The organism is Rhizobium sp. NFR07, from assembly GCF_900111905.1.
Taxonomy (GTDB): Bacteria; Pseudomonadota; Alphaproteobacteria; order Rhizobiales; family Rhizobiaceae; genus Neorhizobium.
Map to the genome: position 1 here is coordinate 24433 of NZ_FOKM01000024.1, position 24915 is coordinate 49347.

The 24915-nt window shown below is 57.6% G+C and carries 26 protein-coding genes and 1 pseudogene; 13 read left to right on the plus strand and 14 right to left on the minus strand.

The genetic code is table 11. The features are described from left to right. Positions 1–79: 79 nt before the first annotated feature. From BM216_RS34410 to BM216_RS31250, 12 genes and pseudogenes are all read right to left on the minus strand, one after another. Positions 80–217, minus strand: coding sequence for a hypothetical protein (locus BM216_RS34410; RefSeq protein ID WP_177231009.1), 138 nt, complete (start codon positions 215–217; stop codon positions 80–82). 611 nt (positions 218–828) lie between these two features. Beyond that, positions 829–1038: a cold-shock protein gene (locus tag BM216_RS31200; protein WP_029870033.1), complete on the minus strand. Its 210-nt coding sequence runs from the start codon at positions 1036–1038 to the stop codon at positions 829–831. A 60-nt stretch (positions 1039–1098) separates the two neighbouring features. Next, positions 1099–1278, minus strand: coding sequence for a hypothetical protein (locus tag BM216_RS33855; RefSeq protein ID WP_143102931.1), 180 nt, complete (start codon positions 1276–1278; stop codon positions 1099–1101). A 625-nt stretch (positions 1279–1903) separates the two neighbouring features. After that, positions 1904–2950, minus strand: coding sequence for a fatty acid desaturase (locus BM216_RS31205; protein WP_093003956.1), 1047 nt, complete (start codon positions 2948–2950; stop codon positions 1904–1906). A gap of 437 nt (positions 2951–3387) precedes the next feature. Next, a complete protein-coding gene (locus tag BM216_RS31215; RefSeq protein ID WP_093003958.1) occupies positions 3388–4686 on the minus strand; it encodes a glycoside hydrolase family 130 protein in 1299 nt (432 codons plus the stop codon). Between the two features lie 33 nt (positions 4687–4719). After that, positions 4720–7002, minus strand: a complete 2283-nt coding sequence (locus tag BM216_RS31220; RefSeq protein ID WP_093003960.1) for a glycosyltransferase family 4 protein — start codon at positions 7000–7002, stop codon at positions 4720–4722. Then, positions 6999–7949: a class I mannose-6-phosphate isomerase gene (locus BM216_RS31225; protein WP_093003962.1), complete on the minus strand. Its 951-nt coding sequence runs from the start codon at positions 7947–7949 to the stop codon at positions 6999–7001. Before BM216_RS31225 ends, BM216_RS31220 begins: the two co-directional genes overlap by 4 nt. Positions 7950–8615: 666 nt before the next feature. After that, the gene (locus BM216_RS31235) at positions 8616–8882 is read right to left on the minus strand and encodes a DUF1488 family protein (protein ID WP_093003965.1); all 267 of its coding nucleotides are present in this window, start codon (positions 8880–8882) and stop codon (positions 8616–8618) included. 162 nt (positions 8883–9044) lie between these two features. Beyond that, positions 9045–9167, minus strand: coding sequence for a hypothetical protein (locus BM216_RS35155; protein ID WP_280141725.1), 123 nt, complete (start codon positions 9165–9167; stop codon positions 9045–9047). Between the two features lie 454 nt (positions 9168–9621). Beyond that, positions 9622–10398: an HAD-IIA family hydrolase gene (locus tag BM216_RS31240; protein ID WP_244530428.1), complete on the minus strand. Its 777-nt coding sequence runs from the start codon at positions 10396–10398 to the stop codon at positions 9622–9624. A gap of 323 nt (positions 10399–10721) precedes the next feature. Then, positions 10722–11471, minus strand: coding sequence for an SOS response-associated peptidase family protein (locus tag BM216_RS31245; protein WP_093003967.1), 750 nt, complete (start codon positions 11469–11471; stop codon positions 10722–10724). Beyond that, positions 11368–13913, minus strand: a pseudogene (locus BM216_RS31250) (excinuclease ABC subunit UvrA). The gene BM216_RS31245 and the pseudogene BM216_RS31250 overlap by 104 nt, the downstream one beginning before the upstream one ends. A 542-nt stretch (positions 13914–14455) precedes the next feature. On the opposite strand from BM216_RS31250, the gene BM216_RS31255 reads away from it, so the two are divergent. The 7 genes from BM216_RS31255 (at position 14456) to BM216_RS31285 (ending at position 20678) form a co-directional block, all read left to right on the plus strand. Further along, positions 14456–16717, plus strand: a complete 2262-nt coding sequence (locus tag BM216_RS31255; protein WP_143102932.1) for a PAS domain S-box protein — start codon at positions 14456–14458, stop codon at positions 16715–16717. Between the two features lie 157 nt (positions 16718–16874). After that, positions 16875–17561 carry a sensor histidine kinase gene (locus tag BM216_RS31260; protein WP_093003971.1) on the plus strand — a complete coding sequence of 229 codons (687 nt, stop codon included), beginning with the start codon at positions 16875–16877 and terminating at the stop codon, positions 17559–17561. Positions 17562–17668: 107 nt separating this feature from the next. Next, a complete protein-coding gene (locus tag BM216_RS31265; protein ID WP_210217091.1) occupies positions 17669–18040 on the plus strand; it encodes a putative quinol monooxygenase in 372 nt (123 codons plus the stop codon). Positions 18041–18104: 64 nt separating this feature from the next. Further along, positions 18105–18779, plus strand: a complete 675-nt coding sequence (locus tag BM216_RS31270) for a zinc-binding dehydrogenase (RefSeq protein ID WP_244530429.1) — start codon at positions 18105–18107, stop codon at positions 18777–18779. Positions 18780–18854: 75 nt separating this feature from the next. Beyond that, a complete protein-coding gene (locus BM216_RS31275; protein ID WP_244530430.1) occupies positions 18855–19172 on the plus strand; it encodes an FmdB family zinc ribbon protein in 318 nt (105 codons plus the stop codon). Between the two features lie 37 nt (positions 19173–19209). Next, on the plus strand, positions 19210–19785 hold the full coding sequence (locus BM216_RS31280) for a type 1 glutamine amidotransferase domain-containing protein (RefSeq protein ID WP_093003975.1): 576 nt from the start codon (positions 19210–19212) through the stop codon (positions 19783–19785). 53 nt (positions 19786–19838) lie between these two features. After that, a complete protein-coding gene (locus BM216_RS31285; protein ID WP_093004043.1) occupies positions 19839–20678 on the plus strand; it encodes an aldo/keto reductase in 840 nt (279 codons plus the stop codon). Between the two features lie 218 nt (positions 20679–20896). Here BM216_RS31285 and BM216_RS35160 read toward each other — a convergent pair whose 3' ends face one another. Then, positions 20897–21082, minus strand: coding sequence for an ATP-binding protein (locus BM216_RS35160; protein WP_348272031.1), 186 nt, complete (start codon positions 21080–21082; stop codon positions 20897–20899). Then, on the minus strand, positions 21069–21305 hold the full coding sequence (locus tag BM216_RS34925) for a hypothetical protein (RefSeq protein ID WP_093003977.1): 237 nt from the start codon (positions 21303–21305) through the stop codon (positions 21069–21071). The genes BM216_RS35160 and BM216_RS34925 overlap by 14 nt, the downstream gene beginning before the upstream one ends. Positions 21306–21758: 453 nt before the next feature. On the opposite strand from BM216_RS34925, the gene BM216_RS31300 reads away from it, so the two are divergent. From BM216_RS31300 to BM216_RS34930, 6 genes are all read left to right on the plus strand, one after another. Further along, positions 21759–22127 (plus strand): response regulator, encoded by a 369-nt coding sequence (locus BM216_RS31300; protein ID WP_093003979.1) that lies wholly within the window; start codon positions 21759–21761, stop codon positions 22125–22127. A 388-nt stretch (positions 22128–22515) separates the two neighbouring features. Beyond that, positions 22516–22725 (plus strand): cold-shock protein, encoded by a 210-nt coding sequence (locus BM216_RS31305; RefSeq protein ID WP_093003981.1) that lies wholly within the window; start codon positions 22516–22518, stop codon positions 22723–22725. 122 nt (positions 22726–22847) lie between these two features. After that, a complete protein-coding gene (locus BM216_RS31310) occupies positions 22848–23072 on the plus strand; it encodes a hypothetical protein (RefSeq protein WP_093003983.1) in 225 nt (74 codons plus the stop codon). 30 nt (positions 23073–23102) lie between these two features. Further along, positions 23103–23483, plus strand: coding sequence for a DUF6481 family protein (locus BM216_RS31315; RefSeq protein WP_093003985.1), 381 nt, complete (start codon positions 23103–23105; stop codon positions 23481–23483). Positions 23484–23562: 79 nt separating this feature from the next. Continuing rightward, on the plus strand, positions 23563–23838 hold the full coding sequence (locus tag BM216_RS31320; RefSeq protein ID WP_093003987.1) for a hypothetical protein: 276 nt from the start codon (positions 23563–23565) through the stop codon (positions 23836–23838). A 141-nt stretch (positions 23839–23979) separates the two neighbouring features. Further along, positions 23980–24510, plus strand: a complete 531-nt coding sequence (locus BM216_RS34930; protein WP_244530431.1) for a hypothetical protein — start codon at positions 23980–23982, stop codon at positions 24508–24510. The last annotated feature ends 405 nt before the right edge of the window (positions 24511–24915 follow it).

Genomic DNA, 24915 nt, shown 5'->3' on the forward strand with positions numbered 1-24915 from the left:
TGTAGTTTGTCATTTTGTCCTTGAATAACGACCATGGTATCGCGCCCTTTGCGATGATATTAGGGGCGACAGCGCCAAGCTATTTTTTGCTGACACTCGCCGTGTGGCCGCCGGTGAGCTTGACCTGCGATCCAGATGGCGCGGGTGCCGCTGCTGCGGATTTGTCTTTTTTTGGTTTACGGATCTCGCGGTTGCTACGGGTTTGGCCTTTGGCCATATGTTTTATCCTTTGGCGCCCGAAAAAAGTCGGCGCTGTTTGAGCTGGAGTGATTTGGGTCGGCGTTCGTCTCGAAGGAAATTTGCTAAACTGGGAGGAGCGTTGTGCCCTGTAGGATCGTCCTCATGCGGGTGTCTCCGCCGACGTCGAAATTGGGAAAGGCTCTAATCGCCGCCGAGGGCAGATTTCGCGGAGCGTTACGAGTAACCACGGTCTCGAGAAGCGCGCGAAGGGTCGCTTGCTCATGATATCCGAACGTACTGGAACGAGCCAGATTTTCTGAAACGTAGCCGGAATACTCGTTGGAAGACATCACGTCCTCCTCTCGGTTGGGTAAGGCCGCCGGAAAGACAGCGATTCCTATGACACGGCGACTGCGTCTGCCACATGCCTGCCTCGCCGTTTGAGCAGGCTATTGTCATTTCTGCCTGCAATGCCGCCCGGCCGGATGTTGCAGCGGTCGAAACCGGACCCGTCCTTTCGAACGCTTCGGAGATTAAATTGCCAATCTCTGTGGCAGGAAAAACAAAAGGCCGGGCATGAACCCGACCTCTCACAGTCATTCAGCCTTGCTGCCAGTACATCCGTGGTCAGCGGTGCGAATGACCTTATTACGCCGCCTGAAGGTTGTCGGCAGAGTTCTTGCCAGACTTGCGGTCCTGGACGATGTCATAGGTGATCTTCTGACCATCCGAGAGTGAACGCATGCCGGCGCGCTCGACGGCAGACACGTGCACGAAGACATCCGTGCTGCCATTGTCAGGCTGAATGAAGCCGAAGCCTTTGGTGGAGTTAAACCACTTTACAGTACCAGTGTTCATAACGATTTCCTTTCGAAGCAATCGTTGTGGTTCCCGCGATGCTTTGCGAGATAAGATCGATTATTTGAGAGGAAATCCGACGGGAGCATAAAGCTCTGGAACGACGTCACAAGCATTGGTCGATAAAGAAGATATAAGCTCAATTTTTGGTTTTGCAATGCCTATCTCTTTTTTTTCTAGGCTCCTGCTGTCTTGGTCGTATCGAACCTGGGTCGCCCAACCAGCCTCGCGTGCGGTCAATGCCGGCCTCCAGCATGCGGCCCTGAATTTTCCAAAGGACTTTCGCTTTTAACGGCAAGGTACACCGTGGACCATACCCTTGATGAGATTGATCTCGATGACGGGTTTGCCGCTTTCATTGAGCCAGATCTTACGACTATCGCCATTGATGGCTCGATCACATCCGGTGCGTCGGAGACCTTGGTGCACGATGGCCCACTGATGGACCATCTGCTCGGCATTTCGATAGCATGCCCTCCGCCATAGGCGGTTCCGTCATTAAGCCCGCCGATGATCGCGCCGGCAGCTAACAATTCGGGATAGGTCGCCAGCATGATGTGCGCGATCGCGTCTCCGGCGGCTGTCCGATGATGACGGTCTTATCAGGATCCAACCTTGCGACTCGCATCCGTGCAGTACGACGACGAGCGGCGTTTTGGGAGCGAGGACAGTCGGCAGGTGAAGCCGGCACTTCAGCAAGCGGGGGTCGAACAGAAGTTGCTCAGCTCGATCAGCTGGCGCGTATGTATATGCTCTGGCACATCGGTTTCCTTTGCCCGCCATGGGCACAAGTTCCAATATGAGTAAGAATGCTGCGCCGCGTAATTTCCTTTGCAAAGATATGCTGATCTCTGCTGGGATGATCTCATTGACCCCGAGTGACCGGCGCGATAGCGGCCGCCTCAGGAAACGAGACCAAACGCCGGCTTCCTTCGTCCCACAGGACCAGCTTTACGCATTGCAGGCTCTGCCACAGCGTGATTTTGCCGATTTCGGCGAGTTCAGGATGGTTTCGAAGGACCTCCGGCAGGCGATAGTAGGGAATCTTGCTGGAGAGGTGATGCACGTGGTGGATGCCGATGTTACCGGTCAGCCAGCGCAGAGGACGCGGCAGATCGTAATGCGAGGCACCGTGCAGAGCGGCCCTTGGAAATTGCCACTCCGGCTCTTTCGACCAGTGCGTCTCCTCGAATTGATGCTGCACATAGAAAAGCCAGACGCCAATCGACCCCGCCAGGAGGACGACCGGCAGATGAACGACAAGGAAGGATACCGGGCCGACCGCCCAGATCAGGAGCGCAGCGATCACCATCACTGCAGCGTTTGTGGCCATCGTTGACATCCAGGGAAGCACGCCATCGCGCATCATTCCCATCGGCAGCCGTTGCTGAAACAGGAAAAGCCAGGCCGGGCCGATGCCAAACATCACCAGCGGATGCCGATAAAGGCGATATCCAATCCGTCCCCACCGCGATCGTCCATAATATTCTGTCACGGTGAGAGTGGTGATATCCCCGACGCCGCGCTCATCAAGATTGCCGGCCGAAGCGTGATGCGTGGCATGCGCCCTGCGCCAATAGTCATAAGGCGTCAGGGTAAGGATGCCGAGAACGCGTCCTGTCCAGTCATCGAAGCGCCGCCGGGCAAAGAAGGAGCCGTGGCCGCAATCGTGCTGGATCATGAACAGTCGCAGTAGAAATCCGGCTGTCGGGATGATCAGTATCAAGCCCCACCAGAAATCGTAATGAACCGCTAACCAGGTCAGCGTCCAGAAAGTGGCGAAAGGGATCACTGTGACGGTCAACTCGAACACGCTGCGGCCCGCATGCGGCGTGCGATATTTGGCAAGGATTTTGAGCCAGGCTTTTTCGTCCGACCCTTGGTCCGTGGATGACTTTGTTTCCACGATCATTGTTGCTGGCCCGCTTTCTGCAGGGCTGCCGTGCGATAAAAGTGTTCAGCGTGCTGATAAAGGTTCTCCGCCTCGACCCGGTCACCGGCTTGGGCGGCTTCTCGGGCTGAAACGACAAATTGCTCATATCGTCTCATCAGGTTCTGCGGGCTCGATATCACTGTCTTATCCGCTGTGGCCCGAACGCGGGTGCTGGCAGACGGAGTAGAATTTCGGCGTGGTGATTTCAAAAGAACAACTCAAGCCGTCATAAGGCTTGCTCCATAAAGGCCGGGATTTCGGGAATATTTGACGGCGACCAAATCAAGCGGACTCGCAAGTGGTTTCGCCCCTCAGGACGGCATCGCAGTCGAGGGACGTTTACCCCGGCATTGCGGCCGTTTGATGTTACCTGGCTCCCGTGTCGGCACCAAACGATGATAATCCAATGTAGGGAGTCAGCCGGTCAGCGTGTCCAGCAGGTCGGCGATCTTGATCGTCGAGAAGTTCGAGAACGTGTCACAGATGGCGTAAGGTAGCACGATCTGATCGTTGTGGCGCATCGCGCCGCATGTGTAGACGACGTTTGGAACATATCCCTCCCTTTCCGACGGCTCCGGGTGAACGAGCGGCTCTTTCGAGCGAGCGAGAACTTTGGACGGATCGCGCTTGTCGAGAAGGGCTGCGCCGATTGCGTATTTTCGCACGGGTCCCACACCGTGGGTCAGAAGCAACCAACCCTCGTCGAGCTCGATCGGCGATCCGCAATTCCCCATTTGCACGAATTCCCATGGAAATTTCGGGCCAAGAATGATCTCGCCGCCATTCCAGACGTGGAGATCGTTTGAGCGGATGAGATAAAGGTTTTCATTGTCCTGGCGACCGATCATCGCATATTGGTCGTCGATCTTTCGCGGGAATAAAGCCATTCCCTTGTTCTTGGCGGCTGTCCCGGCGAGAGGCGTCATCCGAAACGACAGAAAATCTTTGGTCTCGAGGAGCTCGGACCGAATGTCTCTGCCATTATACGCCGTATATGTGGCGTAGAAAGATTTCTGACCAGCCTCTTCGAACTCGACGAAGCGAGCATCCTCGATGCCGTTCGACTGCGCGGCGGTCATCGGAAATATCACCCGTTCGCTGATTGGCTGTTCGGAGGAAAATTTCAGTTCCAAAGGCTCATCGGCCGATGAAGGTGAGGGATTGTCGAACGAGGGAATGGACGCAAGCCGCGCCGTGGGTTCGATGTCCACGAAGCCATTCTGATCGACAATTCCCGATCTGAAGGTGAGAGACGAAACATGTCCTTCGCCGACCGCACGCAGGCTTAAGATAAAGCGCTTGCTGCCGCGCGACACGCCCGACTGATCCGCGTGGGCGACTATGCTCGGGTTGAACAAAGCGGATGCCTCGAAGGAGTATTCGTGCATGAAGTATGCGCCGACGAGTTGGCGTTGCACCTTGTTGAAAGCAATGTGGGGCGTGAACGCTTCCTCCATTTCGATAGCGCGCTTTTCGAACGTCGCCAGCAGATTGCGGTGTCGGCCCTCGAAGTTTTCGAGAACCTCGGCCAGTTGCTGCTCTGCGACCTCAAGGTCGAGGCCGAGCACGCGATCCACGATGTGATTGGCCCGCGTCTTGTCCGTCGGTTTGAAGTCTCGCGGTTCCGTAGCGGGTTTGAAGCGCCGCACCACGACGCGTGTGGGATCGGGTCGTAGGAAAAGTGCCTGGCGGTTGAGAAATGCTGTCTGTGACAAGATGATCTCGATCTGAGTTGAGGCTGCGATGCATTACGCGGTGAGCGCGCGAAGCGGAGCGAGTGTCGAAGGATGACCGCTGGCACGCGAAAGCTTACGAAACTCCACAAGGCCGAGGAGATAGCAGACCACGGATTCGCCGCCTCTGTTTTCATTGAGACGCGTCGGATGCAAACCGTCGCGGCAACTGCCTTTTTCGAGATCCACAACTGGCAATGAGAGATCGTTGCTGCCGAGAAACCAGGCGAAAGCCTTTGCGGCCTCTTTTTTCCATGTGATGTCGTGGCTGACCCGCCATGCGGCATGACAAGCAGCGATCGTCGCTGTCGCCTCCAGAGGCTGTTGGTCGAAGACCTTCACCTCTCCCGTCCGATCCGTAAAGCCATCTGTGCCGATAGGCCTGAATAGTCCTTCAGGGTTCGTCTGTATCGTCATCAGCCACCGCAAGGATTTGAGCCCTGCTGCCACGTAATCGGGGCGTTCAGCACTCAATCCCGTCGCGATCAGGGCCTGAGACAGTCGGGCATTGTCGTAGGAAAGGCTCTCCTCGAACCAGCTCCATCCTATTTTCCCGACACGGTGGAAGATATCCACCAGCCTGTCGGCCAGTGTCGAACGGATTTGCTGGGCCAACATGTCTTGAGGGGAGGCTGCGCAATAGCCGTCCAGGCCCAAGAGCGCAAACGCCCAGGCGCGTGGCGAGCCAAAACCTTCAACAGTCGGCAATGCTTGCGCGAACAGGGCCGCGGCCCACGTGCGCCGGGATGGGCTTGCGTCGCCGCGGGCGCATTCTCCAAGAGCCCAGAGCGTTCGGCCGTGGCTGTCCTGCGATCCTTTATCTTCCAGCCAGCGTCGGTCGAAGCCCATGAAGTTTCTAAAATGTTTCTCGTCAGGGTTCCAGGCGTGTTGCACGAAGGACGCGAAGCGCGCGGTGAGGGCGTCCGGCAACAGTCTCTCGCCAGGTTCGTTGAGAGCAACCGACAACAGAAGCGCGCGGGCATTATCATCGACACAGTAGCCGTGCGCCCGATCCGGCACGGAATAGACGGCATGTTGGAACAGCCCCGTATCGTCGCACATCGACATGAAGTAGCCGAGCTTCGGCTCGGGGAGGGTGGGGGCCTTGCGCATCACGACATTCGTTGGTGCTGCGGGCTGTCGTGCGGGATTTTGAAACGCCACCTGTAAGAACAATGCGAGATAGCGCTCGGCGGTCTTTTGCCACGTCATCGGACGACTGTTTTGGTATGCCCGGCGCCGCATTGGGTCGCGTCTTGTGTCGTCCGTGAGAAGCGACGCGATCTCGCGGCCGATAGCCGTCGCGTCGCCGAATGGGACGAGCACACCACGGCCGTCGGCCAACAGTTCTTGTGCGTGCCAGTAAGGTGTAGAGACGACGGCCTTCCCAAGACCGAAGCTGTAAGCCAGAGTGCCCGATGTCATTTGGGCCTCGTTGAGATAAGGCGTGGCATAGACATCGCACATGGAGATTAAATTCAGCAACGTTGCCTTGTCGACGAAACGGTCGAGAAACACCACGCTGTCTTCGACGCCCAGGTCGTTTACCCGTGTTACCAGGCTCTCGCGATAGGCCTCACCTTGGTCGCGTACGAGATTGGGATGGGTTGCTCCGAGGATAACGTAAACCGCATCGGGCCGGTTTTCCAAGATCAAGGGCATGGCATCGATCATGACCTCGATGCCTTTGTTCGGTGAGAGAAGGCCGAACGTCAGGATCACCGAGCGCCCGTCGAAGCCAAGGTCAGCTTTCGCGACTGCCGGTTCCGAAAACGGCATGTCGGGAATTCCATGGGGAACGACCTCTATCTTGCCGGCCGGCACATGATAGACCTCTGACAACAATGTCCTGCCCTTTTCCGCCATGACCACCACTTTGGCAGACAGGTCGACGAGTTCGTTCAGGACGCGGCGCTGGCCGAGACTTGGCTCCGCCAGAACCGTGTGCAACGTGGTGATGATCGGCATCTTCAACCGCGACAGCAGCGCAATGATATAATCTCCGTCCTCGCCGCCAAAAATTCCGAATTCGTGCTGCAGGCAGGCGACGTCGAAATTGCCGGCGTTCAGGACGTCCGCGGCATGAATATAATCGTGGCGGTTGTTATCGGCTATCGTGAGACGGACCTCCGGCGGGTAGTCGTAGATTTGACCATGATCCGTCATTGCCACGATCGCCGTGGCGACATGCGCGGGAGATTTTGAAACGGCCTGCTGCAGATCCGTCGTGAAAGTCGCGATACCACAGCGGCGCGGCAGGGAGTTGCCGATGAATGCGATATTTTTGAGCTGATTCATAGCGAAGCTCCTGACGAGCGGAATGGAATGACGCTTCGCCCTTGGCGACCTCTTTCCAGCTCGGAACCGGGTTGCGATCCGACTTCGGCCGGGAGCTGCCTCAGGAGCCCGATCGTGGGGGCGCTCGCTGCGGTGGCAATGAGCAAGACAATTCCGTCAGGCCCGACATGGATGGCGGCACGATCAGCTTCAGCGAAAAACCCATCGCCGATCGTCGCCGTCAGCGATCCTATTGTGCCGACTCCCGCGACGACCAGAGCCCAGCTTTCGCGGCTCACGGTCCACTCCCAAACGGTGTCGGCAGGGAGGTCCAACCGTTCGAGGGTGAAGAACGGACAAGACATAAGCTCGGCGCGCTCGACGGTGATATGGCGTGGTAGCTTCCTGCTGCTTGCCGGTTCCAGCCGTGCCACGGCTATGGCTTGGTCGATATGCAGTTCTCGCGGACGTCCATGATCCCAGATGCGAAACGTCGTCTCGTTGCGCTGCTGGAGTTCAGCAATGACCAGACCTGCACCGATGGCATGCACGGTGCCAGCCGGAACATAGAACACGTCACCGGCCGCCGCCTCCTGCCAGTCGAGAAGGCCCCCAATTGATCCGCCGAGCGCAGCGTTCCTGAATTCGAGCTGTGTCAGTGGCCGTTTAAGACCTACGGCGACCTGCGCCCCGTCTTCCGCTGCCAACACATACCAGGCTTCGCTCTTGCCGCTTTTCATCCCCATCGACTTGGCGGTAGCATCATCGGGATGAACCTCTATCGACAGTGTTTCCCCTGTAAAGAGGAGCTTCAGGAGGAGTAGACGGTCCGGCCCTCCCTCTTCGCCACAGTCAAACGAGATTTCGCCGACCGGGCTATCCTGATGGTTTTTCGATGCCCATGGCCCGAGATCAAGACGACCCCATGGCTTCAGAATTGTTCTCACACTGGCGCGGTCGATTGTCATGGTGGTCTCCTTGATCCCGCCGCTAAGATCGGGGTGACCTGAGATCGGAGTGTGTTATTGCCGCTGCGGCGCTGTCGGTCCGGATCTTGGAAACAGCAAGGGCAACTTGGTTTGCACGATCAAATTTTCGACCGTTACCAGTTCGTCGGGTGTAACGAGTCTTGAGGTTGCTTAAGGAGCGATAGACGGCGCCAGCGTTTTTTCGAATTCCTCCCTCGACACAGGCCACGCCTCTGTGCGCCCGTTGGAGCTAAGGAGTAAGGTCATTGTCGTATGATAAGCCTCCCATGTGACGTCGATGGGCTCCTCATCAATCTGAAGCTCGAAGACGCCTGGTGGATGAGGTTGCGCCATCCCGGGAAGCTGGAACGGTCGAATGATAGCGATGCTTTCCACTGTTGTCTTCATGACGGCACCGTTCCTGTCGAGAGAATGCTGAACGCTCTGTGGGGGGCCGATCCTTTTATCTGCCGGCATTTCTGAGGAGGTCTATTTCCTTGGCGATGGAGCCGAGGAGCTTCCGCAATCGGTTCTCCTCCACCTGACCGAGGCGAAACCTTTTCGCAAATTCGCTCACAAGCACAGTTTTCGCTGTTCCTGGTTGAAGCGTTGGAGCTGATTTGGCTGGATGATGCACGATCGTATCCTTTCAGGATCACGGTATGCTCAACGAAAATGCGCGAGATCCAGCGTGATGGCGCTGGATCGCACTTTGGAATAAGCAGAGGTCGCAGCTTTCAGAATTCTTGGGCGCAACTCATCGAACGCCGTCAAATAATCTGCCTCAGTGGAATCTCGGTGCGACTTCTCGCAGGCCAAGACTTCAGTCGCCAGATAGAATTTGATTTCGAACATCCCGTCGTATCCAGTGAAACGGACACAGCGATTTCTGTGGTCAAAACTACGAGCTTCGTTTGGGAACGAGATGCCCATCAACGCCAACCCTCATCTTGCCACCGATCAACAGCGCTACCCTTGGGTTGGGGATCAAGGCTTGCTCGTGTCGGCGACTGTTTGCGATTGCCGAGAGAACTCAGGAGAGCCAATTCGGTCGTCACACCGCTGCGGAACTCGCCTAAGAGGAAGAGCGAGGCGTCACGCTTCATGTGGGAAACTCGCGTCCGACACGTATTCCCGGAAGCCTGCGAGCCTCAAGACCTCCCTGACCAACCTGAAGCCGGCGGGTTTGAGATGCGGTGCTGCTGGATTGGAAGACATGAAATCCTCCTTCGTTGGGGCAAGGTTGTGCACCCTTGGTGACAGCGCCCTGAAGACGAGCCGTCACTGCCACCTAAGTCGTGCTGAAATACTGGATTACAAGGGGGAGGTCGGGCAAAGACGTCCGGAGCCATAAATAAGGACCGTTGAGAACTAAGCTCGCAAAACCAAAAAAGGGGAAAGGACTGGCATCGACGCGAACAAATAGCGGGCCGGAAGTTCAGCTCCCTTCACGAGCTTAAGATTTCTACAAACCGAGCGACTGCACGCACTTTTTGCGCTCAATGTGGCGCCGTTCGGATAATTATGCTCATTTACCTATCTAGTAGTGGGGCGCGTCGGTTTCACGTCTGTCGATGTTTGGCGAGCGAAAGGTGCAGTTCGCAATATAATTGTCTGTCGTGCATCTCGCGATGCCCGACGTCAGATTATTCTCAACGTTTACGCTACCCTGCTAGACGTGGTCGAGCAGATCCGCCACCGAGTTAATCACCAGCTTCGGCCGGAAAGGATAGCGTACAATTTCTGCTCTGTCGGCGATGCCACTGAGGACGAGCACTGTGTGCAATCCCGCCTCGATGCCAGCAACGATGTCCGTATCCATGCGATCGCCAATCATGCCGGTACCTTCCGAATGAACGCCGAGCTTGTTGAGCGCGGACCGGAACATCATGGGATTTGGCTTGCCGACGATATATGGCTCGCGGCTGGTCGCACGAGTGATCAGTGCGGCGACCGCCCCGGTAGCGGGAAGCGCGCCTTCGGCACTGGGTCCTGTCGCATCAGGGTTGGTTGCGATGAACCGGGCTCCTGCGCTGATCAAACGAATTGCTTTCGTGATTGCTTCGAACGAGTAGGACCGGGTTTCACCAAGTATGACATAGTCTGGATCGGTGTCTGTCATGATAAAACCTGCCTCGTGGATGGCAGTGGTCAGCCCGGCCTCGCCAATGACGAATGCTTTGCCTTCCGGGGTCTGGTCCTGCAGAAACGCGGCCGTTGCAAGCGCCGAGGTCCATATGCGTTCTTCCGGCACGCTCAGTCCGCTGTTGTGCAGCCGGGCACTGAGATCGCGGGGGGTATAGATCGAGTTGTTGGTCAGGACCAGGAATGGTGTATCGGTCGCCCGCCAATGCTGAATGAGTTCTACCGCGCCTGGAATCGCCTTGTTTTCATGCACCAGTACCCCGTCCATATCGGTCAACCAGGATCTAATATTATGTTTGCTCACTTTTGGTTTTCCTAACTATACTGGCGCTCAGATCCTCGGCCGTGCTTAACGAAATCGGCAGCTCAAACGTGGGGCAGCCTTCACGGCAGATGAAACCGAGCATTTGCAGAAGCGCTTGATTTTGAGAGCCGCGCATCTCGACCGCCGAATTTGAGGACGAGCACCATTGGGATGGGCCGTTCGCACTCATATCCAAGATGAAAGTAGGCACAGATCTTCATAGTAAATGCCTTCGCGAACGCGAATCATCGTAGGATTCGCTTATGCGGCAAACGCCGGGATAGGCAATGCGTTCCGATCAGCTGAATGCGGATATGATACTATCATCCGTGGTGATATCGACCAGGACGCGCATCTCGTCGTATCCCGAAACTCGCTTCCTCAGCGTTCTGGCCGCGACCCGCCGGTCGGCTAATCGTCCGGCCTCTTCTCCAGGTCTCAACTCTCAGCGAACGCCTCGGGAGCGGGCGTAACAATTCTTCCTCTGGCTCAGTCAGGTCGATCCACGCCTTCCAATTTGTAGGGTGAAGCACGACGAGCTGCCGGTTGTGGATGTGCTTTACATCTGGTCCCGGCTCCATTGTCAGCATTGTGAACGCCTCCGGCTCGCCATTGCGACCGGGCCGCCAAATCGCGGCAATCGCCATCAATGGCGCGCTCATAAGCGTGAAACGGTATTTCGTCTTGGGGGATTCCCTCCCCTTATGCTCGAAGAACGCGCTCGCGAGAACAAGACACCGGGGACTGTCGGTGAAATGGTTCCCGCTTGATCGAAGGTTGAAGACCGGGCCGCGAGTCTGCGTGGGAGGAAACCCGAACTTCATCTCCTTGAGCTCTAGTATATTGTCGCCAGCTGCTCGGATGACCGGGGTCATCTGGCCAATTTTGATGTGTTTGGCGGATGGTAAATCCACCTCCGTTTGCCGCGTTAGGCTACCAAGCGCGAGATCCTGCATCACCTTGCGGTAATCAATCGTGTGGCAGAGCGCGCGTGAGATAAGGTGCAGTCCGGCTATGTCCTGCGAGGGCAACCTGCTCCGGTGTTCCGCTTGCGACGATCCGGCCGCCTTCATCTCCGGCACCCGGCCCGATATCGATGACCCAGTCGCTGGCTGCAGCTAGGGCCATGTCGTGATCGACGACAATTACTGTGTTGCCAGTCTCAACCAGCGCGTTGAGCTGTGCGATCAGTCTCTCCACGTCCGACGGATGCAAGCCCGTCGTCGGTTCGTCCAGCACATAGAGCGCGCCGCCCTTCTGGGCGCGCTGTAGCTCCGTCGCCAACTTGATGCGTTGAGCTTCGCCGCCGGAGAACTCGGTCGCGGGCTGGCCGAGCCGCAAGTAACTCAGTCCGACCTCCTTTAGGACTTTCAGCGACGCGCGAACGCTTGGGACGTCGTCGAAGAAATCCCATGCGTCGGCGACGGACAGCCCGAGCACCTGTGAGATGTTCTTAGCCCGATACTTGATCTCCAAGGTTTGCGGGTTGTAGCGGGTGCCATGGCAAGTCGGGCAGGGGGCATAGACGCTCGGCAAGAAGAGCAGCTCGACCATAACGAAGCCCTCACCTTCGCAGCGGGGGCAACGGCCCTTGCCAACATTGAAGGAAAACCGACCGGCGTCGTAGTGGCGCTTCTTTGCTTCTGGAGTAGCGGCGAAGAGCGAGCGTACATGATCGAAGAGGCCGGTATAGGTTGCGAGGTTGGAGCGGGGCGTCCGGCCGATCGGCTTTGGTCCACCTCGATGAGGCGTCGGATCATCTCTATTCCGCCTTCGATCCTGCCCTGCGTCGGCAGGCCCGGCTCTACCTCCAGGGCGCCCTCGTCCTCAGCATCGTTTTCCACGCGAACCGGAGCGCCGAGTGCTTCGCCGACAAGCCCAACGAGCGCCTGGCTGACCAGACTCGACTTGCCTGACCCGGAGATACCAGTCACCGTCGTCATGGCCCCGAGCGGGAAGGCGCAATCGACGTCACGGAGGTTGTTTCGAGTGACGCCGGAAAGACGAAGCCACCTCTCTGGTTTCCTGCGAGGTCCAGGAGATTTCTCGGCTTCTGCAAACAGGTGCCTTGCAGTTTGGGATTGTGCGATCTTCCGTAGGCCTTCCGGCGGACCGCTGTAAAGGACCTCACCGCCCAGTTCACCAGCGGCCGGGCCTACGTCGACGATCCAGTCGGCATGGCGGACAACGTCGAGTTCGTGCTCCACGACGAATAGCGAATTTCCGACCGCCTTCAGCCCGTCGAGCGCCCGTAACAGCGCCGGGTGCAGGCCTGCAGACGGCTCATCCATGACATAGACGACGCCGAAGAGGTTTGAGACGACCTGGGTCGCCAGACGCAGCCGCTGCAGCTCGCCCGGAGACAGGGTCGGCGTGCTCCGCTCAAGCGTGAGGTAGCCGAGGCCGAGATCAAGGATGACATCCATCCGTCGGCAGAGGTCTGCGGCGATCCGCTGGACGACCATCGCCTTTTCCGGATGCTCTTTCCACATGGTCTTAAGCTTCCCGGCATCGGCATCCGCGTAAGGCGCGAAGATGTCGGAGAACCTCGCCATCGGCAGCCTGCTTATCTCGGCATAGTCGAGACCCTCGAACCTCACCGAGAGCGACTCCTTGCGCAGCCGCTTGCCCTCGCACAGCGGGCAGTCGCTGCTGATCATGTAGCGGGCAGCGCGCTTCTTCATCATCGCACTCTGCGTCGTCGCGAAGCTATGGGTGACATGCCGGCGTGCGCTCGAAAACGTCCCCATGTAAGAAGGCTCGTCCCTCCGTGCTATGGCACGCTTCACCTGATCGTGCGTGAGACCCGGATAGACCGGCACGACGGGCTGCTCGTCCGTGAACAGGATCCAATGGCGGGTCTTCTCCGGAAGCTCTCGCCAAGGTGTGTCGACATCGATGCCGAGCGTGATGAGGATATCTCTCAGGTTCTGCCCGCCCCATGCCAACGGCCATGCCGCCACCGCGCGCTCTCGGATGGTCAGAGAGGGATCCGGCACCATGGACGCCTCGGTTACCTCGTGGATGCGACCGAGACCATGGCATTGCGGGCAGGCGCCCTCAGGCCTGTTTGGTGAAAACGATTCTGCATCAAGGTGCGGTTGACCCGGCGGATATGTGCCTGCCCGTGAATAGAGCATCCGCAGAAGGTTTGAGATGGTCGTCACGCTTCCGACCGAGGAGCGTGCTGTCGGCGATCCACGTTGCTGCTGTAGAGCAACGGCGGGCGGGAGGCCTTCGATTTGGTCGACGTCAGGTACGCTCATCTGGGTGAAGAGACGGCGAGCATAGGGAGACACAGATTCCAAGTAGCGGCGCTGGGCCTCGGCGTAGAGCGTGCTGAATGCGAGCGACGATTTTCCGGACCCGGAGACGCCGGTGAAGACGACAAGTGCATCGCGTGGAATGTCGACGTCGACGTTTTTGAGGTTATGTTCCCGTCCACCTCTAACGCGAACAACGCCATCAAGCATCTCGATCGCTGCGACTGCATCATCATTAGGTCGTCTCGTCATCGGATTTCCTGCAGCTGCGCGTCGAGGGAAGATAGTTCTCAAGACGCAGCGATCAACGGCTCGTCCGTGATGAGTAGATTTCCGCGCATCATCAATTGGGGGCGTGCGGCTTCATCAGCGGTCGGCGGCAGTCAATTTCGTCCATGCCGTATCCCAGCACCGGCCCCACGAGGCGGACGAGTGGCTCACTGACATCGCTGATTTGCATAGCGATCGACATCTGGGTTCGTCTCGACGCCGACGCTGTGTAAATCGTGAGAGCGGCGGCGAAGCTGTCTTGGAGATCCGCGGAAGACGTCCCAATCCGTCCCCCGTTCGCCGTCGGGAAGTTTCGATCTAGTGTTGCGAGCAGGAGGAGGGCGCATCGATGCGCCCATCGGGAGCCCGCTCGGAATAAATTGCCTAATCAGCAGCCCCAAGTTGAATTTGACCGGCTTAACTTTTGGTACGTCTGAGTTCCATAAGTTAGATCACTAAGGAACTTTCCTTGTCCACGCACGTTCGCCTCCCTGCCGGCACCTTGCCCGCAGGAGGGCTGGCATGTGTCGAATGACCGATCACCCGTTAGCGCTCAGGACGCCTCTGACCGCAAGCTTGTAGAAAACCCGTTGCAGGACGAGCGCATGCTCCTCGCCTCCGTTCTGCAGAACCTGCCCCTGGGAGTCGGCGTCTATGGAAGCGACGGCAGTTTGATAGATTCCAATCAAACCTTGCGGGACTATGTGCGTCTCGACCGTCTACCCTCGCGACAGCCTGCGGAAACCCGCCTGTGGCGAGGATACGACGAACACGGACGACTAATCGGTCCAGGCGACTATCCCGGAGCGCGCGCCTTACGTGGCGAACGCGTGATCCCAGGCGTTGATTTTCTTTACGCGGGCGGCGATGGACCCGAGCGCTGGATGCGCGTCAGCGCAGTTCCATTTCGCCGCGACGACACCGAAAGCGACGAAGCGATCGTCGTCGTGCAGGACATCGATGATCTCAAACGCGCGCGAGAAGAAATTGAGGCGGCCGCTGCTAAATATGCCAGCCAGTCACGCTTTCTCGAAGCGACGCTGTCATCAATTCCTGACCACGTCTACGCATTCAATGCTGACCGCAGATTTGTGTATGCCAATCCGTTCATGCTCGGCTTGTTCGGGCTGACAGCAAGCGAAATGCTTGGCCGGACCTTCGACGATCTAGACTATCCGCCCGAGCTGGCAGCACATCTAAACGATCACATCGACCGCATCTTCAGGGACGCTGTGACGGTCGAGGATGAAATGTTTTTTAAGAGTCCTACAGGCCATGCCGCTTATTTTACCTATCGCTGGGGTCCGATCTTTGCTGCTGATGGATCAGTTGAACTCGTCGTCGGCGTGTCGCGAGACACCAGCGAGCGGCGGTCTATCGAAGAGGCTTTGGAAAAGAGCGAAGCGCGTTTGCGTGCCGCAACCGAGCTGGTCGGCCTCGGCATTTATGGGTGGGATCCCGTAACGGGCGTACTTGACTGGGACGAGCAACTACATGTGATGTGGGGGCTTTCGCCGGGCGACCCGGTTGATATGTCAGTATACGAAGCAGGTATCCACCCGGACGACCTTCTCGGTGTTCAGGAAGCCATCGCCGCCTGCGTTGATCCGGCGGGAGATGGTCGCTATGCAATTGAGTATCGCGTGATCGGACGGGACGACGGCATTACCCGCCACATAGCGACTTCGGGTCGGACGGAATTTAGAAGCGATCGCGCGGTGAGTTTCATCGGGGCCGCCATCGATGTTTCCGAGCAACGTCGCACTGAGGCCGCCGTGCGAGAGAGCGAAGCGCAATTCCGCAGCTTCGCCGAGAACAGCAGCAACCTGCTTTGGATCGCCGAGACGAAATCGCGGGCGATTGTCTACCGCAGCGCTGCCTTTTCACGGATCTGGGGTGAACCTATGGATGAAGCACCAGATAACCTCGATACCTGGATGGAAGGCGTCCATCCTGATGATCGCTCTGGCGTGCTGCGCGCTTTTGAAAGCGTCATGGCCGGCGAGGTCACGCAATATGAATACCGCATCGTGCGACCGAAAGACGACGCAATGCGCTGGTTGCGGGATACCAGTTTCCCGATCCGTGACAGCCGTGGCGTCATTACACGCATCGGCGGCATTGCCGAGGACCTGACACAAGAGGATAGCCGGCAGGTCTATATCGTTAGCGTCACGGAGTCCGAAGCGCGCAATCTTGCACGTCTGGTCCGTATGGATGGTTATCACGCCCGTATCTTCGCTAGTGCTAGCGCCTTCCTCGACATAGCACCAGTTTTGGCGTCGGGCTCTGTTCTGGTAGACCTCCGCAGCGAGCGAGAGGACGGCCTCTCTATTCTGCGCGAGCTCAAGGCACGCTCAATCGCTTTGCCGACCATTGCACTGGATGATGCCGCGGCTGGGGCTGATGCAGCCGTTACAGCAATGAAGGCCGGTGCGGTCGACTTCATCTTGTTCAGCGAAGAGGCTGGGCTGCGGGAGAAGTTAGGCGCGGTCCTTGCAGAAGCCCATGCGGCTTCGCGGCCGGCAGCGCGAAACGAGGAGGCCAATGCGCATATTGCCCGCCTGACGCCGCGGGAGCGCGAGGTTCTAGGCGGGCTTGTAGATGGTGGCACCAACAAGATCATCGCCAAGGCACTCGGCATCAGTCCCCGAACTGTTGAACTGCATCGGTCTCAGGTGATGAGCAAACTGGGAGCCGGCAGCGTAACCGAACTGGGTCAGATTGCGCTTGCGGCCGGCATCGCACCATCCGCAACGGGCGCAAAGACGCGGAAACTTACCTAGTATTCGTCCGAGTGTTCAGACGACCCCCGAAGAGAAACGATGCGTTGGCTTGGGCGAGCGCCGTGGCGCAACCTCGCACTCATTTGTTCGTGTAACCCACAGCCCGCCTCAATGTCACTTCGCTGTTGGACCCTCGACCGATCCGGTGGAACATCGAATGATTCAGAACAAGGCAGCAGGCCCGTCCTCTTCCGGTCAGTCAGGTTCATTGGATGATCTGTTGCTGCGCGAAACCTATCATCGATGCAGCAACGATCTTCAGCTCGTCATTAGCTTGCTATCTTTGCAGAGCCGCCGTGCAGTGAATTCCGAAACCCGCGACGCACTGGCAGACGCCATGGCTCGCGTTGCGATACTGGCCCGTGCCCGCACAGAACTTACCCAGCGGCGTCCTCCAAGCTTAGAGGGCGCTCTTCAAGAGGTATGTACGGTCCTGCTGAGCCAGGCTGAACCACGTTCAATTCTGATTTCGATGCAGATCGAGTATGAAGTGCATGGATTACCACCAGAGCACATCGCTACTCTGGCACTCGTGGTGAACGAACTCGCGACCAATGCTGTCAAACATGCTTTCGAAGAAGGGAAGGCAGGCCACATCAGAATAGCGGTTCGCCGTTATGATCAGCACCATGCGGCGATCACGGTGGATGACGATGGCATTCCATTTCCGGTACCTCGCGGCGAAAAGTCGGCCGGTATTGGGTTGTCACTGGTCAAGCGACTGGTCGCGTCGGCCAATGGAGTGTTCATCCAGCATGCAGCCGAGTCCAAATGCTTCGAGATCAGGGTGCCTGTAAATGGCACATTGGATCAAACTCGACGTGCTACTGCCCTGAGGTCTTAAGACGACAAGATGCCGATGTTGATGCCCGCGTAGAGTTCCTTAGGGAATGTGCGAGTGCCTGGTGCCGTGAAACATGAGAAGCCTTCCATACAACGGAGGATATTTACATGGAAAACATTGCCCGCGACACATCACGTGAAGCCGCCGCGCCGGCTGACGGGGTTGCGAAAGGATTGTTCGTCCGCCTCAGAGTAAAAAAGGGGAAGGGCGACGAGGTGGAGGCCTTCCTACGTAGCGGCCTCGAAGCGGTCAGCGAGGAGCGCGACACCACTACGTGGTACGCTGTGCGCTTCGGCCCGGAAGACTTTGCCATCTTCGACACCTTTCCGGATGATGCGGGGCGTCTTACCCATCTTGCTGGCAAGGTCGGACGCGCACTTGTTGCTCGATCCCCCGAGCTATTCGAGGGCACGCCGGAAATCGAGCACGCCGACGTGCTTGCCTACAAGCTGCACCGCCGAAGTGGGCAGGTAGGCTAGCCCCTACCAGACAGTGGAAGTGTCGCTACTAGCGCCGACCAAGAGTGGGCAGAATGACTATGTGATGCTGGCCGACATTTTTCCCACCGGCTGGCACTGCACCGAGCTGGCAGGACTTTGCCCAGGCGAGTCGATCGTTATCTATGGAGCCGGACCGGTCGGCCTTATGGCTGCCCATTCTGCCATGATCAAAGGCGCCAGTATCGTCATGGTCGTTGATCGTCATCCCGATCGGTTGCGGCTGGCGGAATCAATTGGCGCCATTGCCATCGATGATTCCAAGAGCTCGGCGGTGGATCGGGTGATGGAACTGACGCACGGCGTGGGAGCCGATAGGGGCTGCGAGTGCGTCGGCTACCAAGCTCATGATCCAGAGGGCCAGGAGCATCCTAACATGACGATGAACGACCTGGTGAAGTCAGTGAAGTTTACCGGAGGCATCGGGGTCGTCGGTGTCTTTGTTCCGCAGGATCCCGCACCGCAGGACCCTCTCTACAAGCAGGGCGAGATCGTCTTCGACTACGGCCTGTGCTGGTTCAAGGGGCAGACGATCGGAACGGGTCAGTGCAATGTAAAGGCGTATAATCGACAACTGCGCGACCTGATCTTCACCGGGCGCGCCAAACCCTCTTTTATCGTGTCGCACGAGCTGGGACTCGATGAGGCGCCCGCCGCGTATCAGCATTTCGATGCGCGTGATGATGGCTGGACGAAGGTCATCCTTAAGCCCGCCGCATGACAGCCGATCCGCTCTGGGCGGCCGCCGGCCGCCCCTTTCGCTCTATCGTCTCAAACGTCGAGGAATACCATGCCGATGTACGAATATAGCTGTCCCGCATGCGGACCATTCACGGCGTTTCGGCCACTGGCGGCGTTCCGCGAACCCTGCGCCTGCTCGGCTTGCGGCGCCGCGTCGACGCGGGATTCACTGAGCGCACCGGCCCTCGCAAGCATGGACCGGGCTCGGCGCGGGCCTGCCTCGAACGGCCGCGAAAAGAGCAGTTATCCCACAGCTAAACCCGCACATCCGGCGGGCTGCGGATGTTGCGTGCGTCGGTCCCCTATCCCGGTTGCTCTGTCCTCGACAGGCCGCGTTTTTACCTCGAGTGGGCCGCCGCGACTCGGATCGTGAGGGCTTCACAGACCCGATTTATTGAAAGGAGATCGACATGGCCTCTCAAACCCTCAATGGCGTCACAGTGGCAATCCTGGTGACAGACGGCTTCGAACAGGTCGAGATGACCGAACCGCGTAAAGCGCTAGATGAGGCGGGCGCCGAAACACGGCTCGTATCGCCCAAGGACGGTCAGGTAAAGGCTTGGGACTTCACGGATTGGGGCGAGACCTTTCCCGTCGATGTGCTTCTCGAAAGCGCTCGGCCGGAAGCCTTCGATGCGCTCCTATTGCCGGGCGGAGTCATCAATCCCGATAACCTCCGGACACTGCCAGAAGCGGTTGCCTTCGTGAGGGCATTCTTCGACGCGGGCAAGCCGGTCGCGTCGATCTGCCACGGGCCCTGGACGATTATCGAAGCGGGAGCCGCTCGCGGGCGGCGCCTGACATCTTGGCCTTCCCTGAGGACCGACCTTCGAAACGCAGGCGCGGAGTGGGTGGATCAGGAGGTCGTCGTTGATCAGGGACTGGTCACGAGCCGCAAGCCTGACGACATCCCAGCTTTCAATCGGGAAGTCATCAACCTGTTCGCCAGTACACGCGACCAATTCCAACAGACAGGTGCCGATTGAGCGCCGCGGGTGGTCCTGCGCCGGACGGACCCTCCCTACCCAGTCAGGAGGGCATTGAGCGAAGGCCGTTTGGACTTGCCTCGCGCGAGGTTTCGGTGATCGGCCAAGGGACCTGGTACATCGACGACGCGCACCGGCCGACCGCCATCGCCGCCCTTCGCTGCGGTCTGGATCTTGGCATGACCCATATCGACACTGCAGAGATGTATGGCGACGCCGAAATCGTAGTAGGCGAGGCAATCGCCGGCCGGCGGGATGAGGTTTTCCTTGTCTCCAAAGTCGTACCGAGCAACGCCTCGCGCGCCGGTACGGTAGTGGCATGCGAGCGTTCGCTCACGCGCCTACGCACCGACCGTCTCGACGGTTATCTCCTGCACTGGCGCGGCTCACACCCGCTCGAGGAGACGTTCGCTGCGTTCGAGCACCTCCGCGAGCAGGGCAAGATCCTATCGTGGGGGGTGAGCAATTTTGACGTCCCCGACCTCGAGGAGGCCTGGAAAGCAGGTGGTCAAGATCGGATCGCTTGCAACCAGGTCCTCTATAATCTGGAGCAACGCGCGATCGAGCACTCCGTCCTGCCCTGGTGTGAGGCGCATGGCGTAGCCACAGTTGCCTATAGCCCATTCGGCCACCGCAACTTTCCGGATGCGGGTTCGCCGGGCGGCCGCGTGCTGGCGGAGATTGCCGCAAACCACCAGGCCACGGCGCGACAGGTGGCGCTTCAATTCCTGGTGCGGCAGCAATCGCTATTCGCCATCCCAAAAGCTTCAACACCTTTGCACGCCACCGAGAATGCGGGTGCTGGCCTGCTACGGCTGACCGATGACGAACTCCGTCGGATCGATTCGGTCTTCCCGCGTGGCCCAATGCCGGAGAGGTTGCCGATGCTGTAAGCCAAAGGTGTTTCCGTCTCAATCAGTGGGTGCTTGGTGATCTATAAATTTCTTGCTTTAACAACGCGGCAGGTCGGACGTTCACATGCCATCAAGAGCTGTAACCATCAACGATTAGCGGGCCCATATGGGCCTGACTTGTTAGGCTCACTCAACGCGCTAAACCGTACGGATCGCTGAGCCTGCTCAGATGATGATGTAGCCGATCAATAATCGCACTACACGTGGCGGCCCGCCTTTGCACGAGCCCGATCGGCCGAATTATTTACGGTTCGCCAAACGGCGCCAAGATGGTTGAGGACGCTGGCCAGCCAGCTTTTGCCGACGCCAACTGGTCCAATCAATAGCAAGGAATAGCGCTGTCGGATCCAATCGCAAGTGGAAAGTGCGCTAGCTATTGGCAGGAAGAACCTGAAGGCTTGCGCCGGCTCGAGGAAGAGCCATGTCTTTGAACAATTGTGATACCAGGCGCGGTCGTAATCCCTGTCGCTGGTCTATCAGAAGATACGACAGTTTCTTTATCTCGAGTGTGATCACGCCCGCATTGTCATGGCGGCGATAATCGTTTACGCCGATCCTGAGAAAGCCATTCTCGACCGCCCAAGCGGCTATCATATCCGCGTTCATAGAGGTCCCGCAATAAGAGTTAAGAGCGCTGACTTCAATCGCGCTCGAGCAAATCGCTTTGCCGCAACACCGGTACCGCGCCCCGTGCCCCTCACCTAACGAATTCAGTGTGGTCGTGCAGTTCTTAGCCAACTGTGACCAGAAAGACTCGCTACACGCCGGTGTTTTGGTGACCCGCTTTCACTTGCCGCAACCGTTTCGCTTACTGAGATCTGCCGGACCTCGATCACCTAGCACAAGGGTAGACGAACCAAGTTTCCTTCCCGCGATGACGACTACAGGCACATTCCTATTCGCACTTGACCGAAAACGACGATCCCGAGGAGAAAGCTTCTGAATTTTAGTGGCACTACTGTAACGAAACACCCAACGGTTTATTTGGTACTGTATCAGATAAAACATTTGAGGGCTTGAAGCAGGGCCCACTTCTCTCCAACCGAAACGAGACAGCCCGTGCACTCCGAACCCGTCACCGTCCTCGTCGTCGAAGATGAGGCCCTAATCCGTCTTGCCATCGTCGACGACCTGGAAGTAGCTGGCTTCCAGGTCCTCGAAGCGGACAGCGCGGCAGCAGCAATTGCTGTTATCGAACGCCACGCTGATATCCGAATGATCTTCACCGATATCGACATGCCGAGTACGATGGATGGCCTAATACTTGCAGCGTTCGTTCGCGATCGTTGGCCACCCATAAAAATCATTGTCACATCCGGCAGGGGTATTCCGGGTGCCGCGGAGTTGCCGCCCGGCGTTCCTTTTTTTGCAAAGCCGTACGACTTCGAGCACGTCATTCGATCGATACACGCGGCGATGAACGCGTAAGGCAGCTCTGCACGCTCACCAATTGCTCATTAGCGGCCGGTTGCCTGCTTAACCGAGGAAGGCACGACACGCGTGGGATGAGGTCGACGTCCGGCTACCGTCTGAACCAAGAATGACATTGGTCAGCCACCTTTGTTGTTAACGCCTCGGACTACTGTGCTTGAGTTTTCGACAACCTAAAGTGGAGACTGCGCTCGTTGAAAAACTAAACGTTGACGCCAGTCCGTTTGCAGCCTATGTATCTCAAATCGATCTTTTGCTTGCCGAGCTTGTCTACGGCGTGATTGGCACCGCGTTTTAAGCGAACTTCTCTTTCAAAAATAGTCGGTTCATACCCGCGTAGCATTTGCCTCGCGGTCCCTCAATCTATGCTTTGAATGGGTTCATCATGACCACTGGGACAGTAAAATGGTTCAACTCCACCAAGGGCTTCGGCTTTATCCAGCCTGACACCGGCGGCGCTGACGCTTTTGTTCACATCTCCGCTGTCGAGCGCGCCGGAATGCGCGAACTCGTTGAAGGTCAGAAGATCGGCTTCGAACTTGAGCGCGACATGAAGTCGGGCAAGATGTCGGCCTGCAATCTGCAGTCCGCTTAGTGATATCTGCTTCCCTTTGACCACGGATGTACTGGCATCGCCGGAAGCACTTATCAGTCTGAGGCCAGGCGGCTTGCCTGGCCTTTTTAATTTTGGTCGAACGACCGACGATGGAGGAATCCATGACGGAAACATACAGCAAATCTCGCCAGCAAGCCGAAATCGCCTTCGGCAACGTTCAATCCCAATTCTTTTCAAAGAATAACGCAGTAGAAGAGCTGCAGTCGGAAGAACACGCGCGCGAGGCGAAGACATTACGGCTTAGAGAGGCGAGGCTTGCGAAAGAGCAAGCTGAACGAATGTCGGCAACCGCCGCGCTCGTCGCCAAACGCGCGAAGGCGCGCTGACCGCGCCATCGGCGCTTAGGGGCATACCATTTGAGAAACTTTGGAAACACTGAACTCGCTGAGCGACGATCCGCTGCTGCTCATGCGAAAGCGTTGCTCCTTGCCGCTTACCAGGTAGCGATGACCGCTAACGATCCCATACGGGATGCAAAACATGCCGAGCGCACCGCACTTGTTCAAGCGCGCGACTTACGCCGCGTAGAACGAGACCGTCTCAAAGTTGAGGAGCGTAATCGACGCGACGCCGATGCGGCCGAAAAGCAAGCAGCTATCGAAGCTGTTGCGTTAGCGGAAACGGAGGAGCGCGCGATCGCAGAGAGTGCAAGGATGAGACGTGTCGGTGAGGATGATGCTGCTCGGAAGGCCGCGCGCGATCGCCGCTATGCGAACCGCAAGGGTCGGCAGGCCTAAATCGCCAAGAGATCAAACCGGGGCACGTCCCGCCTTGACGAAGCGACCGCTCCCGTGAGGGCCGCATTAGGAGCATGCCATGTCACCAGACAAAAACGAACTGCAGGCGATCAATACAGCTTGGCAGATTGCGATCCAGGAAATCCTGCGGATGGTGATACGCGATATGTACCACGGAAGCGGCGAAGAAGCTTTCAACACACATATCAAACGGATCGAAGAGGCCGCAGTCGACAGCATCCAAACGGACTTGCGGCTTCGTGGCACGGACGAGTGGACTGAGGTTTTGGTCAAAGAGCAGGCGAGCAACTTTGTTACAACGCTGCTGACATCCTTTACCTACGATCGTGCCTGATCGCCAACCCTCCAGGTAGCACGTAATCAACGCATCCAGGTGCGGCCATCCTACCAAAACAAAAAACGGCTTGCGATCGAGCTTGACTGCGGGAGCGCACCTGGAACACCGCCACGCCTGGCTCGTTTGGGTGCCGGCGTTATGAGTATCGGTCCTTTCCTATCAAGCAGATCGTACGCGCTTTTGCGTCTCGATCAGCAACGTAAAGAACTGCATTTGATGATCGATAAACATGATTTCTCCATCAGTTCAAATGGCGACCGGTGGTCGCTTGAAAAGCATCAGGTCTCGGGTGAAACGGTGGTGGTGCACGAAGCGAACGCGCTTTCAGGCGGACAGGTAACCCGCATTCCTGTGGCGGGTTTCCTCAATCGCAATGTGGGCAAGCCCGAATTTGAAGCCTTGCTGCAAATATTGGGTCAATCGCACCCGAGGCCGGAAAGCCAGCTCAGCGAGGATCAGGGTGAAACATCCTCGTATGCGACCGCGATGCGTTACCTCAATCTCGGTGGACGACGCCGGGCGAAGGTGGACGACAATATCGTCACCACGCGGTCATGGGAGAATGATCCTTCCGAAGCAGAGGCTTTCTGGCAAGCAAATGTCGAAACTCTCGACGACAGAGGTCGACGAGATGTCGCGCTTCATCTGCCGAGCATCGGCGAACGATAATCGTTCAATGGATGGACTGACGCAGAGCCAGAAGCAACCTTTTTTCCTGGAGCCTTAGCATCAGCGGCGATCGAGCTTCACTCTGTAATCTGCGTAGGCCGCGATAAATGAAAATCTTGCATCCTCGGCATCGCAGCGATTTCTGAGCGCACTGTTGCAGTCAGCAATCGCAGCTCGGAAAGGCGCTCCGGTTTGATGGCGAAAATTTTCGTGAAGAAATTTGAGAGCCGCTCTTGGCCCAGTGATGGGCTTATCGAGCAGGCCATCTTGAACGAAGACAGCAAACTCCTACTCGAGACCGAAACCTACGGGATTACGGAGTTCACAAGCTTCCTTTTCCGGCGGGTTCGAATGGCCGAGAGTTGCAAACGTTCAAAGCGCTGAACGCTGCTGTTTAAGCTGCAA

Coding starts and splice junctions, on each gene's coding strand:
- BM216_RS35155 (WP_280141725.1), bottom strand. CDS start 9,167: ATGTCTTCCAATCCAGCAGCACCGCATCTCAAACCCGCCGGCTTCAGG.
- BM216_RS31245 (WP_093003967.1), bottom strand. CDS start 11,471: ATGAAGGCGGCCGGATCGTCGCAAGCGGAACACCGGAGCAGGTTGCCC.
- BM216_RS31225 (WP_093003962.1), bottom strand. CDS start 7,949: ATGACAATCGACCGCGCCAGTGTGAGAACAATTCTGAAGCCATGGGGT.
- BM216_RS31205 (WP_093003956.1), bottom strand. CDS start 2,950: ATGATCGTGGAAACAAAGTCATCCACGGACCAAGGGTCGGACGAAAAA.
- BM216_RS31265 (WP_210217091.1), top strand. CDS start 17,669: ATGGAAAACATTGCCCGCGACACATCACGTGAAGCCGCCGCGCCGGCT.
- BM216_RS31280 (WP_093003975.1), top strand. CDS start 19,210: ATGGCCTCTCAAACCCTCAATGGCGTCACAGTGGCAATCCTGGTGACA.
- BM216_RS31235 (WP_093003965.1), bottom strand. CDS start 8,882: ATGGGCATCTCGTTCCCAAACGAAGCTCGTAGTTTTGACCACAGAAAT.
- BM216_RS34925 (WP_093003977.1), bottom strand. CDS start 21,305: ATGAACGCGGATATGATAGCCGCTTGGGCGGTCGAGAATGGCTTTCTC.
- BM216_RS31220 (WP_093003960.1), bottom strand. CDS start 7,002: ATGAATCAGCTCAAAAATATCGCATTCATCGGCAACTCCCTGCCGCGC.
- BM216_RS31320 (WP_093003987.1), top strand. CDS start 23,563: ATGTCACCAGACAAAAACGAACTGCAGGCGATCAATACAGCTTGGCAG.
- BM216_RS31200 (WP_029870033.1), bottom strand. CDS start 1,038: ATGAACACTGGTACTGTAAAGTGGTTTAACTCCACCAAAGGCTTCGGC.
- BM216_RS34930 (WP_244530431.1), top strand. CDS start 23,980: ATGAGTATCGGTCCTTTCCTATCAAGCAGATCGTACGCGCTTTTGCGT.
- BM216_RS31275 (WP_244530430.1), top strand. CDS start 18,855: ATGTACGAATATAGCTGTCCCGCATGCGGACCATTCACGGCGTTTCGG.
- BM216_RS31260 (WP_093003971.1), top strand. CDS start 16,875: ATGATTCAGAACAAGGCAGCAGGCCCGTCCTCTTCCGGTCAGTCAGGT.
- BM216_RS31270 (WP_244530429.1), top strand. CDS start 18,105: ATGCTGGCCGACATTTTTCCCACCGGCTGGCACTGCACCGAGCTGGCA.
- BM216_RS31305 (WP_093003981.1), top strand. CDS start 22,516: ATGACCACTGGGACAGTAAAATGGTTCAACTCCACCAAGGGCTTCGGC.
- BM216_RS31310 (WP_093003983.1), top strand. CDS start 22,848: ATGACGGAAACATACAGCAAATCTCGCCAGCAAGCCGAAATCGCCTTC.
- BM216_RS34410 (WP_177231009.1), bottom strand. CDS start 217: ATGGCCAAAGGCCAAACCCGTAGCAACCGCGAGATCCGTAAACCAAAA.